Source organism: Haloglomus salinum, assembly GCF_024298825.1.
GTDB classification, from domain to species: Archaea; Halobacteriota; Halobacteria; order Halobacteriales; family Haloarculaceae; genus Haloglomus; species Haloglomus salinum.
In genome coordinates this window covers 80,526-98,717 of the sequence record NZ_CP101153.1, presented here as the reverse complement: position 1 = coordinate 98,717, position 18,192 = coordinate 80,526, and the positions used below count along the sequence as shown (strand labels likewise).

Genomic DNA, 18,192 nt, shown 5'->3' with positions numbered 1-18,192 from the left:
GAATGCAACTGCGATTGAGCTACAGAAGCAGTGTTTCGAGACCGGGCCAAGGCGTGACGTGAGACACACTTCGTCCGGGAGCATCCGGCGGAACGGCGGTGCTTCGCGATGAGATGCCGCCATCGCAGCTAATCGGCCGTCGATCTCTGTAATGATGTCAGGCGTCCTCGTCAAGAATGGCCTCGAGTTTGTCGGGCGCGATATTCCGTCCAGAGATAGGGAACACGACCGTCTCCCCTTCGAGCTCATCGGCGAACTGCCGCATGGCAGCCAGGCTCGCAGCACATGCTCCTTCCATCGGGATTCTCTCGGCCGTGTACATGTCGCGAATGCCTTGCCTGAGACTCGCCTCGCTGACGAGTCGGAAGTCGTCAAGTCGGTTGCGCAGTAGCTCCGTCGTAAGCGCGAAGGGAACTCGTGTCGCCACACCTTCCGCGAACGTCTCCATTCTGTCGTGCGGCTCTAAATCGCCCTCTGCCCACGCCCGATACATCGCTGGGGCAGCCTCGGATTGGGCGCCGACGACCGTCGTGTCAGTGAGCGCTCCAACTGTGAGACAGTATCCAGCAGCACTCGAGCCGCCACCAACCGGGCAGAACAGATAATCGATGTCGGGGCAGTCCTCGACGACCTCGAGTCCTGCGGATCCCACTCCCGCAATCAGTGTCGGTTCGTTTGCTGAATGGACGTACCGGTACCCCGCCTCGGCGGCCAGTGCTTCCGCATGTTCGCGCGCTTCGTCGAAGTCATCTCCGTGGAACAGCACATCGGCACCCAACTGTTCCATTGCGGTCACCTTCGATGGATTGGCCTCATTAGGGACGACAATCGTCACGGGAATGTCGAAGGTACGGCCCGCATACGCCACCGACTGACCATGATTGCCGGTGCTGGCAGCGATCAGACCCGGGTCATGGAATTCTCGGTCGAGGTCGGAGACCAGCGCGATACCGCCACGGACTTTGAATGCACCTGTCGGAAGCGTGTCCTCGCGCTTCAGGTAGACATCGGCGTTGAACTCTCTGGAAAGGGGTTCGCTTCGAACGAGTGGGGTGCGGGGAAGATGTCGACTGACCGCTGGCCGTGCCTGGTACACATCGGCCGTTTCCGGTGGCGTGAGCTCGTGATACGGAAACACCGTGGTCGCATCCGGTGAGGGAACAGGTTCGTATCCCGTCATATCTGTTTTCTATCGCGGCTTCAAGATAGGAATCCGGGTTATCCATATATACATGTCAATTATATTCCAATATTATCATTGGTTAATAGAGATGTTGGCGGATAGCCTGAAGAGATGAGTGTGAAAGATCTACCGTGTCGAAATCTACCAGTGGTTGTCGACGGCTAACGAGCCTTCGAAATCAGTAATCACAGCCCGTCGGGAACCTCGGGAGTGAACTGGTCGGAATCTATGTTGAGAACATGGCTGAACGCGGCTGTGCGGCGGACAGCAAACTGGTAGGTCATCCCAGACGGGGTATCGCCCACACGGGCGACGACTGCTTCGTCGTCCATGGACGACTCGATAGTGGCTAGCCGCCACCGTCTCCGACGTTCGTACTCAGAAAGCGCAGCTTCGAGTGAGGTCGGGCCGTACCTCAGTGCGTCTGCGAGGACCCAGCCATCCTCGATCGATAGCGCTGGACCGAGACTATCTCCGGGAAGGGAGGCGGCGGCCGCCGGCCCAACCAGTACGATTCCGTCGCGTGACAGAGAAACCGGAATCTGATAGGGGATTCGTCTGTACCCGATAGCGCCCTCGTCCAGGGCCGAGATCGCCTCGCCGAATGCCCCGGCGAAGGACGTGAATCGCTCATGGAGACGATCGATCACCGTCGGAGCCGTCGGTGATATCCCATCAGCGGCGGAGAGGCCAGCACGCACAGTGTCGCCAACCGGCACCGCGAACGCGACGGCTCGACTTCCCCAGGCTTCGGTGGGCACGTTCGGAGCAGGGACTCCCGATGGCCAGTCAAACGCCCACTGGTGGATCACCGACACCGACGTTTCGCCCCCAGTTTCCGGATACACTGCTCGATCGCCCGTCACGACGGTGTCGAACCCCTCGGTCACGCCGTTCTCGAACGATACCCGGATGCGTCGTCCCGTAGAGGTGGTCGATCTGACGGCGTGGTCTACCGTTCGGATACGGCTCTCGAGCTGGCGCTCGAAGCAGTCGGCGAGTCGGTCACGCCGAATCGCCACCAGTGAAGGCCGGGGAGAGGGGTCGACGCTCCAGGTATGCGGGGGGTCGAGGCAGCGAAGGTCGTTGAGTGGTGTTGATTCAGCTTCTACGGGTCGGCGGAGCCCGATCCGTTCGAGGAGTTCCAGCCCTGTTCTCCAGATGATGACTGCCCGGTGGTCCGGGCGGTCGATGTCCCCGGGGGCGAGCACCGGCGAAAGGCCAGCGTGCTCGAGGAAGCCGACGGTTGCGAGGGCACCCAGACCATGGCCGACCACCAGAACCTGCCGTTCGTTCCTGCCCCCATCTGACCGACACATTCCGGGGCGAGCATCGCCGTTGCCGCCCTGGTTCGAGTCGTTCCATGATGGTGTATCGGACAACACTTTGGTATCAGTTGTTCCTGCGTCCATCGGTAGGGGGTCCGGTCCAGAGATGACGAACTCGGACTCGGTTCGGTCAAGGGGCAGAGACAGAATGAACGAGCGGCCCCGGTTCGACGGTCAGAAACACCCCGATCCACTGCTAGGTGTGACTACCAAAATCGCGCCCGTCGACGATTACTCGGAGGAGGTCGAATCTATATTGATAGCCCCCTTCCGACGATTGGGTAGTAGACCTAGCAGCCACGTTTGGGGACGCCGGGTCGGTATCCGAGATTATGACGCAAGCGCCTGGGCACAATCGTTCCGACGAGTCCTCCGCCCCCGAGGCGACGATCGACATACTGAGCGACGAGTACGCCTGTCGGATTGTGGCCACACTCGACGACGGGCCAATGGCGGCAGTCGACCTCGCCACCGAGTGTGATATTTCGCGCCCAACGGTGTATCGCCGGCTCAACCGACTGCAGAGCCTCGGATTCGTGGCTGCCACGAATCGACACGATTCTGATGGCAATCATCGGAACTACTACCGACTGACTCTCGACGAGGTTAAATTGGTAATCAACGAGGAGGGGATCGAGACAGCCGTGTCGCTCGCGGGGAAGAACGCTGACTGATGGTTCCACGTGGGGGACGCTTCGAAGAGTGGGGAGGGGTTCTACGAACTGGCACGGCACCTGAGGCTCTGACGACGGTGAACGGCAATCGCAGGGCTAGCCCAGTGAGTGAATACTTCCGGCTTCGTCGATATCATCAGTCATGGCAACTCCGGGCTCCGACGGACTTCGGCTGTTGGTCGCCGATGGCGACGAAGGATTTGCCCAAGACGTGGTTGACACTCTCGTTGATGTCGGGGAATCGGTGTCGGCGGACGCAGTCACGTCGGGAAAGGTTGCGGTAAAACGCAGTGTCGCCAGCGGTTCCTCCGACGTAGACGCCGTTCTCGTCGGTGATCAACTGGACTCCCTGTTAGACACCGTCGAAGCACTGGCTACCGCGTCCGTCCCCGTTCTCCTCCTGACCGACGCTCAGGATGACCGTACGACGATTGCAGCGGCTCTTGAGGCAGGCGCTTCCGATTACTATTCCCGAATCACGGCGGCCCCACAGTACGATGTCATTCTCGATCGAATCTCGGGGGAACTGGACCACAGGAGTCCAATCCGCGGTGAGTCGCGGGAGATATTCGATACTGTAACCGACGCTATTACCGTCCATGATCCCCACGACGAAGAGATTGAAGAAATCAACGAGGCGATGGTTGACCTCATCGGGACGGATCGTGATTCGATACTCGACGGCGGAGTTTCAGCCATCAGCGCCACCGATGAAGGGTACACGGCGGCCCGGGCCTACCAGATTATGCGCCGAGTTCTGGAGAACGACGAAGCAGAGACCCACAAGTGGCTGCTGGAGACCGCGGATGGCGACCGCCGATGGGTGGAGGCGAACATCGCTCCAGCGCGTATCGGTGGGGAACGTCGAACGCTGATCGTCTCGCGAGATATCACCGAGCGTGAGCGGCGTGCCCGGGAGTTCGAAGAAATATTCAACGGTGTCATCGATCCGATCGCAGTATACGATCCCGAGACGTTGGATGTTCTCGACGCCAACGAGGCGTTTCTCGACGACCTCATCGAAGACGACCTCAGAGCCGTTCGTGAGCGTGGGGTGGCCGAGTATATGGCGACTGAGGAGGGGTTCACAGTCGAACGTGCCCGCGAAATCCACCAGCGCGTCGCGGAGACCGGTGAGCCAGAGACGGTAGACTGGAAGGGGCGAACGAAAGAGGGTGAAGACCTGTGGTTGGAGGTTCGAATCACTCCGGCAGTAATCGGGGGCGAGGAAGTGACTATCGCAAGTCATCGGGATGTCACCGAACGGAAGCGTCGGGTCCGCGAGTTCGAACAGATGTTCAACAGCGTCACCGACGCCATCGGAGTCTTTGATCCAGAGACTTACGAACTTATCAGGGTTAACGACCGCCTCCCGGAACTCACCGGCTACGATCGTGAAGCAATTCTGGGTGACGACCTCGTACTCAGCGTCGGCGAGGAGGGATACGATAAGGAGTATCTCAAGGAAGTCGTCGACGATGTCATTGAATCCGGAGATTCCCGTGAGGTCGACTGGTTGTTCGAAACCGCTCAGGGGGACCGGCTTCTGGTAGAGGTCAACGCCACGCCCGCGACAATCAACGGCGAACCACGCTACCTTGCGATTATGCGCGATGTCACCGAAAAACGCCGGACGGAGCGCCGCCTTTCCGCGGTCGTCGATCGAATCGACGAAGCAATCTATCTTGGGCCGGCCGACGAAATTACGAACCCGTCCATCCAATCTGACGACCTGAGCGCGGGCTACGAGGAGATCTGGGGACAGTCGCTCGAAGACATCTTCGAGAACAACGACGAAGGAATTCTTGCCACCGTTCACCCTGAAGACCGAGATAGATTCGCTACGTTCGTTGAGGGGATAGAGGCAGATGTCGCGGCTGGGACGGCAGACGACCGATACTCTCAGGAATTCCGTATCCAGCGACCTGCTGGGTCAGTACGATGGGTCAGATCGGACTTCTACCCGACAGACTGGGGGCCTGGAGCGTCTCGGATGGTCGTTGTCAGTCGGGACGTGACCGAGCGAAGGGAGCGTGAACAGCGGATTGCGTCGTTCCACGAGGCGACGCGCGAACTCACTGCAGTGGATTCTCGGGAAGTGGCCTGCCAACTGGCCGTCGAGGCGGCGGATAACGTACTCGGATTTCCCGTCGTCTCGGCCCATCTCTACGACGAGGGTCAAGGAGAACTCGTGCCGGTGGCGGCGTCGAGTCCCCAGGCGGAGGCGGCGAACCTGCCCTCGTTTGCTCCCGGTGACTCCCTGCCCTGGCAGGTGTTCGTCGAGGGTGAGTCGGCCACTAGCACCGATCCTGTGACAGAACTATCCGAGATGGGACACCATAGTCCTGATCTGGTGCTTTCGCTCGGGAACCACGGCGTGATGCTCGTCAGGGTACCGGACAGTTCGTTCGACGCCGAGGAGGTCGACCTCGCGCAGGCGCTCGCTGCGACGCTCGAAGCCGCGCTAAACCACGTCGCTGGCGAGCGCGCACTCGAGGAACGCGAGCAAGAACTCCGTCACCACCAGCGACGTGCCGAACGTCTAGAGCAGCTCAACGCCTTCATCAGGGATATCGAACGAGCCACGGTCGAAGAATCTTCCCGGGCCGGTATCGAGAAAGCCGTCTGCGACCGCCTAATCGATGTTGACCTCCACGACCTAGTTTGGGTTGCCGAACCGACGGCTCACGAGGACGGGCTCGTCGTCGGTACCAGTGCCGGGAGCAAAGAGACCTATCTCGATGCCATGAGCATGACTCTCGACGCTGGTGCGGGGAATCACCCCTCGGTCAGGGCCTTCCGGAACGACGAGACCCAGGCCGTCGGGAGCGTCGCCACCGACGTGACTGGCGACTGGCGAAAAACCGCTCTTCGACACGGCATCCAGTCGGTGGTAGCCGTCCCGGTCAGCTACGAGAACCGGAATCACGGCGTGCTCACAGTGGCTTCGACAGAGCCGGGAGCATTTGATAACTCGACTCAGGACGTACTCGCCGAACTCGGCCGGTCGATCGGCTACGCCATCACCGTCGCCGAGAGGGAGCGCGCCCTGGAGTCGGAGGGGACGACAGAACTCGAACTCGCGGCTCGTGACGAGGGCCTGTTCATGATTCGGGCCAGTGACGAGACGAACTGCCAGGTCAGACTTGAGCGAACCATCCGGCGGACTGGCGGCTCCTTCTCGACGTTCTACGTTGTCGAGAGAGCCGATCCGAGCGAGTTGATCGATATAGCCGAGGCTGCGCAGAGCGTCGAGACCGCTCAAGTCGTCAGCGTCGACGAGGACGATGAAACCGGACTGATTGAGGTGTGCAGATCGAATTGGTTCGGTTCAGTGTTCACCGATTACGGTGCTGTGGTCCGGGAGGCAACTGCCGACGGCGGCACGGGAACACTGGTCGTCGAGACGCCCAGGGAGGCAGATGTCAGGTCGCTGCTAAAAGGGTTCCAGAGCCGATACCCCGATACCGAACTCGTGGCCCAGCGACAGCGCGAGCGAACGATTCCATCACTGTTCGAACTTCAGGACCTCGTCCGAGAGGAACTCACCGACCGGCAGTGGGAGGCCTTCGAGACGGCCTATTCGGCCGGATACTTCGCCTGGCCCCGGGAATCAAGCGGCCAGGATGTTGCCGACATGCTGGGGGTCACTCAGCCGACGTTCAACAAACATGTCCGGCTAGCCGAGCAAACGGCCGTCGAGGTTATCATGGAACGAGGATATCCCGGCTCGGACTGATTCAGGTGGAGGATACCTGAGGGAGCCACACGGCAGGAGAACCACGAGAACGCGACCATCTACCAGAGTGTCAGAGAAACGTCACGAGCCTTCTGCCGCTCGCTCGGAGAGCAAAGTGAGAAGCGCCGTTGGATATGACAGTAGCTCGAGTTGATGTCCGTGATCGACCGGTTTGTAGCGTGCTGAATCTGTCCCTGGCGAATACGACCCTTCATATCTCCTGCAGAGCAATCCACTCCAGCCTATCGAACTGATCGACGACTGAGCACCGAGCCCGCAGACAACAGTCACCTGCACACGACAACCAGCGAAGGACACGTCCGATGATGCCTCGATGCCGAATCGTCCGTCTATGGCGAGTCGGCCATCGCGGTAGTACCCCCGCTCGATTCACAGAAATAAATGGAAAATCGGAGAGGAGCAGCGACGAGTAGGATTAGCGGGCGTCGCTATTACCTGCGTTCACTCCTCAGCCGACGGGAAGTCGATTCGGAAGATATCTCCGATGGAGACATCGGTGACTGTTCCATCGTCATCCTCGAGCTCGAATGTGAATGCTCCGTCTCCACCGCGCTCGATCGAACTCTCGTTGAGCTGGAAGTGAGTGGCTTGATGGGCAGGATATCGCGTGGCGTCTCCGTCACTAGTCGTGTCGTTTCCGTGTAGTTCGTACTCCGCACCGTCGATCGACACGGAGGTATCGCCGCTGGTATTGATTGTCATCGCGTTCGAGGCGTTGAGCCGCACCGGCTCGTCGATCGACGTGACAGTTCCCCGTTCGATATCGACATCGGCAATAACCCGTGTCGAATCGGGTGCATCGGCCGGGGCGATGTTGACGTGGACGACTCTTTCGTCTAACTCTGATGCCCAGATATCGAAGTGGACCGCGGCATCGTCATCGAAGTAGCTCTGAACTTCGTCGTTGGCCCACGCTGTCTCGATGGCCCGGTCGACCTCTTCGTCACTTATCTCATCGGGATTGACGATATCGACGGTATGGTTAGCTGCCGGTACATCAGCCGGCGTGGTGCCAGCTGTGGAGGGATTCGTACTTGCGGCGACGCCACCGCTCGCCCCGACGGCGAGCAGTGCCACGACCACAAGCGTGAGTGCGTTGTATCGCATAGCTAGTCTTTGTTGTCGGCGAACCGGAGCGGGAGGGCTGATACCTGCGTTCTGGACCTCAGGGAATCAGGGCCACGTCGCCCAGGTTCGCCGCGGTCTCACGTTGTCTGAAAGACCTCATAGCCTTTGATTGACAACGGGAGCGAAAGCGGTTCGAGAGGCGTTTGAAACCGGTTTTAGACCTGTTTCGGTTCGGGTCGGCTACTTACTCGATGAGTATGGTATTGCCCATCCCACTCCGCTTTCGCTCCACGAGTCCCCGGTTTTCTAGTTTGTCAAGCGTTCGACTGACGGTCGCCTTCGAGAGATCGGTCTCGTCGACGAGTTGCTGCTGTGGCAGCTCCCCATCGGCCTCGATCAGCAGTTCGTAGATGGTCTCTTGATGGCTCGCGAGTGTCTCGAGTGTCTCTTCCCACTGTTCTTCGTCCGGAAGTGAACCTGTTGTCGAGGGGTCAGACCGTTTCGGCTGCGTGGCGCGACCACCGGTTGTCTCAAGAGGTGGCTGTCCCTGCGACTTCGAACGATTCTGTTCGGCGGCCACATACGCCTGGTCGTGAAGAATGAGATACATTCCGCTGGCTCCACAAACGACGGCCGCAATCACAGCAACAGCCACCTCGCGGTACGTGAAGTACTCGCCAATGCTTGATGTCTGTGTCCCGTTCTCCCCAAGCGAAACCACAACCGGGGACGGGGTGATCAACTGGACAGCCAGAACGAGAACGGCAGCGAGAAAGAAAACCGCCGCTACCAGGTGCGTGTGTTGGAGGGCCCGCGAACTCATATGGAAACCATCATATTACAGAAAAATATAGCCATCGATTCATATCGGCTACAGAGTGCGTGAAACACGCGTGAAACGCGTTTGAAACTGGTTTCAAAGTCGTTTCATCCCAGTATTAATCAGGTTTTCCACCGAATTATGACAGTATGACCGAGGTCATTCGTACGCGGCTGTTCGTCCTCGCCGGGCTCACCGTGATCGGGGTAGCGGTAGCGGGCATGGGAACTGCCTTCGGCGTGACCGCGCCGGTCTCGAATTCCGGCACAGCGGGTGAGTTCGTCGTGTCCAACGAGAACGTCACGTTCGTTGGAACAGGGGGTTCGGAAACCGTAGTAACCGACCTCACCAACGTGAGCGAGATAACGGTCGAACAAACGAGTACCGGCCAGTTCACTGTGAAGACGAGTACAAACCGACCGCTGACGGAGGCTGAACGCGAGCGGGCACGGATGGTTGCGATGAACAATCACACCGTGGAGCAAGCACTGGCTTCGATGGGCGAGTACGAGCTCACAGTCGAGCCGGTCAGGGGGTTGAATCTGTCCGCCTCCAGTCAACGGTCTTACGATGTGAGGATTGACAGCAACCAGACCAGCGGTGAGTTTACGATTACAGACACTGGCACGGACAATCGAGAGGATGGGTCGGTAACGGTCAAGCGAGAACCGCGTTACGTAGAGGACCAAGCAGTCGTTCGTATCAGACAACCTAGAGATGATGGACGGGATAGTCTGAAATATTCGGTCAGTATCGACTTGACGAACGGAACAGTCACAGATGTTACAGATTGGGACAGCATTCGACAGAATTCGACATCAACAAATTAGTATACTCTGGCCAGACCATTACTTAAATAACAGAGATATTCAGGACTAGTCTCAGTCCTCGAGTTCAGGGAAACAGTTGAACTCGATGGTAATCGAGTCAAGTTCGGTCCCGCTTCGATCAAGGGCGATGACTCTGTACTGACCGTGGAAGGGCCGCTGGGCGAGATACTGTTCGTACTGGAGTTGTCCCTCACCGACTCCCATCTTGTTGGCCATCACGTTCTGGTCCTCCGGGGACACAGGAATCACGTGTGCTACCACCCCTGAGGCATCGACCAGTTCGAGTCGATCGACGTTCTGGCTGCGTACCGTTTCGACGGATAGGGGAACCACCAGGCGGACATCCCTGTCCTCCACAGTCGCCATCACCCCCCCGTCGAGGACATCCCCCTCGCCGTGCTCGAGTGCAGAGCTGTGACAGTCCACGGTTTCCGTTCCGCCCGATTCGGTGCCGCTGCAGCCGGCAAGACCAGCCGCAGCAGTCGCTCCGAGACCCGTGAGGACCTTGCGTCTGGATACTATGCTGCTGGCCCTATCGGCGGTCGGCCGTTGAGCTGTATCTCTACTCATTACGACTGCTCACAAGGAACGAGTCGATCTCAGCTGCAATTCGTTTCGGCGCCTCACTCGGACCGCTGTGACTGACGCCGTCGAACTCGACGAGGCGACTGTGGGGGAGGGCGTTATGAAAACTACGGGCACTCTCTCGGAGGAATGCTGGTCCTTCGGTTCCGGTCATCACGAGTACGGGCACTCTAACGTCGAGAGCTTCAGGTAGCTCGTACCGCTCGACGGCTCGGTTCATCCTCACGACCTCTTCGGCGAGTTCCACGCATCCCGGCCAGACGGGCCATTCTGCCAACCACGCGTCGAGATCGTCGATTCCATCCGGGTGGAGCACATCCTCGATGTAGCGTTTCACGGCTTCCCGGCGGTCACCTTCCTCAAGCAAGTCACTCATCCGCTCGGCGAGATTGGCTTCCGTGCGATACTCCTCGGGGAGTGCCGCCGGTTCGTATGCGACGACCGCATCGACCACTGTATCTGTCGCGGACTCTACTGCGGTCAATGCACCGTAGGAGTGGCCGGAGAGGATCGGCTCGCCGTCGATCGCGTTGACGAGTGTGCGAACGTACTGCGTCTCGCGGTGAAGTACTTCTTCCGCGCTTGTCTCCTCTTGATCGTCGAGGCACGTTCCGAAGCCCGGTCGCTGCGGAACCACAGCGGCATACTCTTCGAAATGCGGCAAGACCGGATTCCAGTACTGTCGAGAGGCCATCCCCCCGTGGAGAAGGATCAGTGGTTGGCCGTCACCGTATCGTTCGTACGCTATCTCTGTCCCGTCTACGGTCTCTGTCGTCGTCATGCAACGCTGAGTTCGAGGGCAACGAGGCTAAGCCGTTCTCTCAGTCATGGGGCCCTTTTTACGGCTCCTCGTCTGATGGCCTGCGAAAGCAGAGTGCGAGTCGGTTGTAGAAGTTGATGAAATTGATCGCGACCGTAATCATAACCAGTTCTTCATCTGAAAACTCATCATGTACCTTCTCGTAACTGCTCTCAGAGATTTCCTGCGAAATTTGTGTGACTTCCTCCGTCCAAGCTAATGCTGCCTCCTCGCGAGATGAAAAGTATGGAACCTCATCCCACGCTGTGAGAACCGATAGTCGCTGCGAATCTTCTCCAAGTTCTTCGAGCCGCTCGAAATGAAGCTCTGTACAGTGGCCACAGCCGTTGATTTGCGAGGCACGCAACTTGATCAATTCGAGTAGGTCTGGCTCTATGTCAGATTCCTCAAGGTACTCGGCAATTCGGTCGAGTCCGTCGATGGCTTCTGGTGCATGCGCATAATAATCCGTCTGGAGTTCAACCATGCCGCAATATCGGGGCTGATAGCTGGAGACTGTTCATCGAAATATTTCGGTCTTATTTAAGCAGGTGAGACGTACCGTTCAGCGTCAGTTGGGAGAGAGGACCGTTGAGGGTCATAGCGGCCGGGGCAGAATAACATCGAGTAGATGACTACGGGTCGGCCACTCGTGGAACCCGCGCTGTAATCGTTAGATATCCTGTCGTCCGTGAACTATTGCATCAACACTCAATATGGACGGTCGAAACGGCAGCACATGGGACTCGTCGCTGAATTCGGTATCGACTGTCCGGGGCTGCCACTGACTGGAGTGGCGGCAACCGTTCGCGAAGCGACATTGACACTCGATATGCAGTTCAATCACGGAAACCGGCCGCTGTTTCTCGTTACCGTACAAGACGGATTCCAGTCGAAGATCGAGCACGCATTAACCGAGGCATACGATGTCGGAGAGTGGACGCTCGTTGGACAGGCTGGCGAAACTCGTCGATATCAGGTACTCCCAGCGCTCAGTCTGGAGGAGCAACTCGGTGAGTATCTTGACGATCTCGAGGGGCTAGAGGCCCTCGCAACGGCCGACGCTATCATCCAGCGGATCGACGTGAGACCGGACGGCTGGCGACAGACCGGTTGGTTTGCAGATCGGGATGCATTCAATAAGTTCTCCTCGTTCTGGCAGCGGAACGCTGACTTCCGGTTACATCGCCTCACACAGGACGGCGAATCCGAACCACCGGGCGACGGACTTACTGACCGCCAACACGAAGCGCTCCGGATCGCATATGAACTGGGTTATTTCGAAATCCCCCGGCAGGCATCCTTGGAAGATATTGCGGAGGAGCTGAACCTATCTCCGTCTTCTGTCTCCGAACGACTTCGCCGAGCACAAACCCAACTCATAGAAGAAACCCTGGCTACGATGTGGCCGGCACTTCCGAACTAATCCAGATCGACTCGCTGTTCGTTGGGGATTTAAACAGCCGCATGAATTCGAGGAGCGCCTACCTAGATTCGTCGTGATATGCTAATTGCCTATGGTAGTACAACAGGCACAGCACCAATCTGTGTCCGACACAGATTCCTCGGCACATCAATCAGCAATCGTCGCAGAGGATGTCCGTGTAACGTACCAAGATGGGACCGAAGCCGTCCGGGGCGTCTCTCTCGACGTCGACTCGGGCGAGTTCTTCGGGTTCCTCGGTCCGAACGGGGCCGGGAAGACGACCACTATCAAGACCCTCGTTACACTACTACATCCGACACAGGGGTCGGTCCGGATCAACGGCTACGATACGAAGAACGACCCCCAGGCCGTGCGCGAATCTATTGGCTACATGGCCCAGGAAACGAGTATCGACTTCGAGCTCACACCTCGTGAGAACCTACGTGTCGCGTGCCGGACGTATGGCGTTCCGAGAGCAGAGCGAGCGGATCGCATCGAGGAACTGCTCGATCTCGTCGACTTGCGAGATGTTGCGGACAAGCGGGCAGAGACGTTCTCTGGAGGAATGCAGAAGCGTCTCGATACCGCTACCGTCCTCGTCCATCGGCCACCCGTCGTGTTCCTCGACGAGCCGACGACTGGGCTCGACCCCGAGGCGCGACTCCGGGTCTGGAACTACTTCGAGAAGATCAATGAACAGGGAACGACGGTGTTTCTGACGACGCAGTATCTCGAAGAAGCAAACGAACTGTGTGACCGCCTGGCCATCCTCCAGGATGGGCAGATCACCCACACAGGAGCACCGGATGCCCTCAAGTCAGCTGTTGGGACGGAGACCGTCACACTCGCACTGGAAGATCCGTCAGAAGAGACCCGGCGCTGTGCGAGGAACACCGTCCGCCAACTCAATGCCATCGACGCGGTGGCTATCGAGCGGACTCCCGATGGCCTGACCATCGAAGCTGATAACGCCCGTTCGGCCACGAGCAAGCTCTTCACCGAACTTGCCGCGGCAGACATCACAATCACTGATTTCGACATCCATTCCCCCACGCTTGATGACGTCTTCCTCACACTGGCTGGGGGAGAGGATGTTGGTGAGAGCGGAAGCAGTACTGGGACCACGCGTGCCCAGGAGGTGGCTCGATGAGCGGAGTTACCGACGAGCCTGGCACCATCGATGAGGACCCGGCAAAGAGGGCATCGGGGAACAGTTCCGCGACTGACACGCGGATCAGCTTCAAGCGGTGGCTGGTCAAGACCTCCCGCAATCCCTACGTGACCTTCACGTCACTGATCCAGCCGATCATCTTCTTCGTCCTAATGGCCGAAGTCCTCGGCGCAATCGCTGGCGGAGCCGTGACCCAGTCGGTACAGAGTGACGTTACGTACGTGACGTATCTCACGCCCGCGATAATTATTCAGTCAGCGTTAGCAGCCGCTGCTGTCTCCGGCATCGGACTGGTAGACGATATGGAGACCGGCATGTTCGACAAGACGCTGATTTCCCCGATGAATCGAGGCGCCATGTTTGTCGGCAAAGCACTGTCGGAGGTAGTCCGAATCGCTGCTCAAACAGGTATCATCCTTGGGCTCGGATATCTCCTGTTGCTTCTCAAATCGGGTACAACCGCAGAGCAGTATCTCCAAACAGGAGTGTTCGGCGTACTCGGTATATTCACTGTGACCGTCATCTTCGGTGGGGTCTTCATGGCGTACTCGAATATCGTCGCGCTCGTTACACGTGACCGAGAGGCCACCGTGATGATCGCGAACCTCCTGACGTTCCCTCTTCTCTTCATCTCTAGTGCGTTTCTTCCATTAGAGGTCCTCCCTGGCTGGATTCAGGCAGTCGCAGTCGCCAATCCCATCACGTACGGTGTCGATGCGATCCGGGCGCTGATGCTCGGACAGGACGTAATGTCGGTCATCGAGATAACATCGCTCGGGGGACTCTGGAACACGGTCGTCCCTGCAACTGTGGTTCTTCTCGGGTTCAACGTCGTACTAGGTGGTATCGCGATTCGCCTTCTCAAGCGGGCCTCCAGGGCTGAAGTTCAGTAACGGTCCCTTCTGCTCGTTTTCGTAGACTCGCTGAGTCAACTGTTTCTCTGAACGATTCTCTCAGGAGAGCCTAACGAGACCACTGGCAGAAGGACCCCCACAAAAAGAGTCGAATGACTGAGAGACAGGGGTTCACTCTTCGCGCATCAACGAAGAAATCCACACGATGCGAACAGTCACGTCAGCAGATGGCACCCGTATCGCATTCGAGCACTATCGGAGCCCAAGTATCGAAAACAAGATATGAACACGGAAGTGAGATATCCACCCGGTCCACGCGGATTACCAGTCGTCGGTAATACAGTTGATCTGAGCTACGATATCTTCGGGTTCTTCGAGGAGTTACGCGACGAGTACGGTCGCATCGCGAGTTACGAAGTATTCGGGACAGAGGCGTGCATGATTGCCCATCCCGACGCGATACAGCAAGTACTCCTCGACAGTCACGAGGCCTTCGAGAAGGGCGAGGTGTTGACCCGGAATCTCGCCGACGCAATGGGTGAGGGGTTATTCGTCACGGGAGGAGGTCAGTGGCAGAACCAACGGACACAGGTCCAACCAGCATTCTATCGGAATCGGATAAACACGTACGTTCCCGAGATGCGTACCACTGCGGAAGAGACGGTCGAACAGTGGCGTGACGGGATGGTCGTTGACGTGAACGACCGGATGACCGAGATGACGATAGACGTACTCGGACGGACATTGTTCGGCGTGGATGTGACGGAGAACCCGGTCGTCTCGGAGGCCTCGGACGCAATCCTTGCGCGCTTCGATACGAGCAGGTTCTGGTCGTTCCTTCCGGACCGTCTCCCAACGCCGACGAATCGGCGCTACAGGCAGAAAACCGACGAACTCCAGCAGTTCGTCGACGATCTGGCCCGACAGCGGCGGGAACAGAACCCAGAGCACCGTGGCGATGACCTGTTGTCGATCCTCGTGGAGGTCGTCGAAGCGAGTGACCTGACACGAGAAGAGTTCCGAGACAACATGGTCACGTTCCTCTTCGCAGGGCACGAGACGACTGCGCTCGGATTGACCTACACGTTACTCTGTCTCGCGCAGCACCCTGACGAGCAGGCTGCGCTCCGGGCAGAAATCGACGCCGCCTGTGACGAGAACCTGACCGCCAAGGATCTCCCCAAGCTCGAACAGACAGAAAACGTGATCGACGAGGCGTTACGCCTCTATCCGCCCGTGTATATGTTCTTCCGGGAAACCTCGCAGGACGTGGAGTTACAGGGGTATACTATTCCTGAGGGAACTACCTTGGTGCTGCCGCAGTGGGCCGTCCATCGCGATTCGGCGTGGTGGGACGACCCAGAAACGTTCCGCCCGGAGCGGTTCGCGGACGACGACGACGACCGCCCGGAGTACGCCTACTTCCCGTTCGGCGGCGGACCTCGTCACTGCATCGGGATGCGGTTCGCTCGTATGGAGATGAAGACGGTGCTCGCAACGATTCTCAACGAGTATTCGTTCGACCTCGTCTCCGACCCGAGCCCGGAGTTGATTGCCAGTACGAACCTCAAGCCCGCTGAACCGATCGAGATAGAACTCGAGAAATGTTGAAACGTTTCAGGATCATCCACCCTTCGGCTGGGATGAACAGGGTAGCGATACTGGAAGAGATGTGTTCCGCCCCGTTCGATCTCACGGATGCTCGGGTCTCCGATTCAGTAGCTCATGCTATATGGCGCGAAGCAACCCTACTATTTCCTGATGGGCAGACACAGTGTCCCGGAGGGAATCAAGCATGACGGCAGATATCCTGATTCACGACGCGATAGTGCTGACCGTCGATGCAGAGAACCATCTGTATCGGAACGGGACAGTCGTCGTCGACAACGGGGCGATTCGGGAGGTTCGACCATCCGAACCGAATGACGCCGACGCGGCCGCCGACACCGTCATTGACGGACGCGACCGGCTCGTCATGCCGGGGCTGGTCAACGCCCACGCCCACCTCGAACTGACGGCACTCACCGGTGCGTTCAGTGAAATGGGCCTCGGCGAGCTGTTCGCCGACATGACCGCCCTCTGTGAACAGCTCGGTCGAGGCCGATACGAGTATCTCGTCGAAGCGGGCTGTGATCTCGCCGCACTAAATTTCATCCGGAGTGGTATCACGACGACCAATGCGATGGACGCGCTTCCGAGCCGTGGGGCTGAAGCGTTCGGTAAAGCCGGACTACGGGGCTTTTTCGGCCCCTGGATCAGTGACCTGTTCTGGGATATTCCCGAAGACGAGCAGTTCGAGCGCGCTCGCTCGTTCATCGAGGAGTATCACGGCAGCTACGATGGGAGGATTCAGGCGACGGTTTGTCCTCACGACGACTGGTCGTGCTCTCGGGACGTCTGGGAACGTACTGCTAATCTTGCAACCGAGTATCCCGACCTACCTGTCCACACGCACCTCCTCGAGTTGGACGCAAGCAACACGATGGCCCGGGCGAACGACGCTGAGGACTCACTTGCGCTGCTGGAAGAGGTCGGATTGTTGAACGAGCGTCTCGTCGCTGCCCACTTTCGCGTCGCCGACGATGACGATACCGAGCGGATGGCAGCAAACGACGCATCCGTCGCCCACTGCCCGTCCATCTTCTGTTACTGGGAACCGGATGGGGAAACCGAATGGACACCCGTGCCGTCGCTACGAGAGGCCGGTACAACAGTTGGACTCGGTCTCGACGATCACTACTGGCACGACTCGAGCGACCTGCTGGGCGAAGCCAGACAGACACGGTTGGCGGCTAACCTCTCCTTCGGGACAAATCAGTTTCACTCGATGGAGCTGATTCGGATGCTTACCATCGACGGAGCGAGGGCGCTTGGCGTTGGGGACGAAATCGGCAGTATCGAACCCGGAAAGCGCGCGGATCTTATAGTGCTGGATTTGACGGATCCCAAGTTCGCACCGAAGACGAACATCCCAGCACTAGTAGTGAACACGGCGACGGCCGGCGATGTCGAGTCAACGATTGTCGATGGCGAGCTACTCATGCACGATAACGAGGTCCGATCGCTGGATCCTGGTCCTATTTGTAAACGTGCAGAAACCGCTGTAAAACGGTTCGGCGACGATCTTGGCTGGGAGATGGATTTCGACGGTAGTGATCCACCGAGCCATCTGCGTACTGCCTGTGACCTCCCGAAACGGGGGCCAGCACATCTTGTAGCTCGTCTCGGTCTGCAACACATCAAGGATAAGTTCTGAATATTGATATAAAATCGAGAACTGGCGAATTCAAACTGTATCAAGGATTTAATTGATTTTCCACACTTATGCCGATATAACCGCGCCCGAGCCCGATATATTCTTCATATAAACCGACCGCACCCCTGTCTCAGCATGGATTCAACGCCGCGACCGGTCCATTTGGCGCTGGACCTGTTGGGAGCCTCCTTCGCATCTTCCCGTGCGACCCGCCTCGCGAGCATCAGGGAGACGGCTGCCCGACTGTGGTCGGTCCGAAGCCGCTGTGCCATCGGTCTGCTTCTCGAGTTACCTTCGCCAGCTCCATCCGGGAGAGGCGCTCGCGCGGATCTGTCCGCTTGGGGATGCGTTCCGCCCGCGTGCACTGCCGCCGTTTGATGACGACCTCGCGGGTCCGCTTCGCCCGCCCGTCTTGGGTGTCAAATTCCACCTGGACCT

At 58.4% G+C, this 18,192-nt stretch carries 15 protein-coding genes; 8 read left to right on the top strand and 7 right to left on the bottom strand.

What is annotated here, in order from left to right; translation table 11 throughout:
- Nucleotides 1–157: 157 nt before the first annotated feature.
- Entirely contained in the window at nt 158–1,180 is a 1,023-nt protein-coding gene (locus NL115_RS00455) for a threonine ammonia-lyase (protein ID WP_254831269.1), read from the bottom strand.
- Nucleotides 1,181–1,368: 188 nt separating this feature from the next.
- Nucleotides 1,369–2,595: an FAD-dependent oxidoreductase gene (locus NL115_RS00450; RefSeq protein WP_254831268.1), complete on the bottom strand. Its 1,227-nt coding sequence runs from the start codon at nt 2,593–2,595 to the stop codon at nt 1,369–1,371.
- Nucleotides 2,596–2,843: 248 nt separating this feature from the next.
- On the opposite strand from NL115_RS00450, the gene NL115_RS00445 reads away from it, so the two are divergent.
- On the top strand, nt 2,844–3,185 hold the full coding sequence (locus NL115_RS00445) for a winged helix-turn-helix domain-containing protein (RefSeq protein ID WP_254831267.1): 342 nt from the start codon (nt 2,844–2,846) through the stop codon (nt 3,183–3,185).
- 142 nt (nt 3,186–3,327) lie between these two features.
- Entirely contained in the window at nt 3,328–6,924 is a 3,597-nt protein-coding gene (locus NL115_RS00440; RefSeq protein ID WP_254831266.1) for a PAS domain S-box protein, read from the top strand.
- Between the two features lie 462 nt (nt 6,925–7,386).
- Here the strand turns inward: NL115_RS00440 and NL115_RS00435 are convergent, their stop codons facing one another.
- Together NL115_RS00435 and NL115_RS00430 are read right to left on the bottom strand one after the other, a co-directional pair.
- Nucleotides 7,387–8,052 carry a hypothetical protein gene (locus tag NL115_RS00435; RefSeq protein WP_254831265.1) on the bottom strand — a complete coding sequence of 222 codons (666 nt, stop codon included), beginning with the start codon at nt 8,050–8,052 and terminating at the stop codon, nt 7,387–7,389.
- Nucleotides 8,053–8,257: 205 nt separating this feature from the next.
- Nucleotides 8,258–8,836: a helix-turn-helix transcriptional regulator gene (locus tag NL115_RS00430; RefSeq protein ID WP_254831264.1), complete on the bottom strand. Its 579-nt coding sequence runs from the start codon at nt 8,834–8,836 to the stop codon at nt 8,258–8,260.
- A gap of 146 nt (nt 8,837–8,982) precedes the next feature.
- Here NL115_RS00430 and NL115_RS00425 point away from each other — a divergent pair, with 146 nt between their 5' ends.
- Nucleotides 8,983–9,663, top strand: coding sequence for a hypothetical protein (locus tag NL115_RS00425; RefSeq protein ID WP_254831263.1), 681 nt, complete (start codon nt 8,983–8,985; stop codon nt 9,661–9,663).
- Between the two features lie 51 nt (nt 9,664–9,714).
- Here NL115_RS00425 and NL115_RS00420 read toward each other — a convergent pair whose 3' ends face one another.
- Genes NL115_RS00420 through NL115_RS00410 form a run of 3 tightly spaced genes read right to left on the bottom strand, consistent with a single transcriptional unit; the run spans nt 9,715 to nt 11,534 of the window.
- On the bottom strand, nt 9,715–10,233 hold the full coding sequence (locus NL115_RS00420; protein WP_254831262.1) for a hypothetical protein: 519 nt from the start codon (nt 10,231–10,233) through the stop codon (nt 9,715–9,717).
- Nucleotides 10,226–11,029, bottom strand: a complete 804-nt coding sequence (locus tag NL115_RS00415) for an alpha/beta fold hydrolase (RefSeq protein ID WP_254831261.1) — start codon at nt 11,027–11,029, stop codon at nt 10,226–10,228. Before NL115_RS00415 ends, NL115_RS00420 begins: the two co-directional genes overlap by 8 nt.
- Before the next feature lie 58 nt (nt 11,030–11,087).
- On the bottom strand, nt 11,088–11,534 hold the full coding sequence (locus tag NL115_RS00410; RefSeq protein ID WP_254831260.1) for a carboxymuconolactone decarboxylase family protein: 447 nt from the start codon (nt 11,532–11,534) through the stop codon (nt 11,088–11,090).
- Between the two features lie 252 nt (nt 11,535–11,786).
- Between NL115_RS00410 and NL115_RS00405 the strand changes: the two genes are divergently transcribed.
- From NL115_RS00405 to NL115_RS00385, 5 genes are all read left to right on the top strand, one after another.
- Nucleotides 11,787–12,473 carry a helix-turn-helix domain-containing protein gene (locus tag NL115_RS00405; RefSeq protein WP_254831259.1) on the top strand — a complete coding sequence of 229 codons (687 nt, stop codon included), beginning with the start codon at nt 11,787–11,789 and terminating at the stop codon, nt 12,471–12,473.
- Between the two features lie 91 nt (nt 12,474–12,564).
- Complete coding sequence (locus NL115_RS00400; RefSeq protein ID WP_350355267.1) at nt 12,565–13,623, top strand: ABC transporter ATP-binding protein; 1,059 nt, start codon at nt 12,565–12,567, stop codon at nt 13,621–13,623.
- Nucleotides 13,620–14,537, top strand: a complete 918-nt coding sequence (locus NL115_RS00395) for an ABC transporter permease (protein WP_254831257.1) — start codon at nt 13,620–13,622, stop codon at nt 14,535–14,537. The genes NL115_RS00400 and NL115_RS00395 overlap by 4 nt, the downstream gene beginning before the upstream one ends.
- Before the next feature lie 243 nt (nt 14,538–14,780).
- Nucleotides 14,781–16,109 carry a cytochrome P450 gene (locus NL115_RS00390; RefSeq protein WP_254831256.1) on the top strand — a complete coding sequence of 443 codons (1,329 nt, stop codon included), beginning with the start codon at nt 14,781–14,783 and terminating at the stop codon, nt 16,107–16,109.
- A 184-nt stretch (nt 16,110–16,293) separates the two neighbouring features.
- Complete coding sequence (locus NL115_RS00385) at nt 16,294–17,754, top strand: amidohydrolase family protein (protein ID WP_254831255.1); 1,461 nt, start codon at nt 16,294–16,296, stop codon at nt 17,752–17,754.
- Nucleotides 17,755–18,192: the final 438 nt, after the last annotated feature.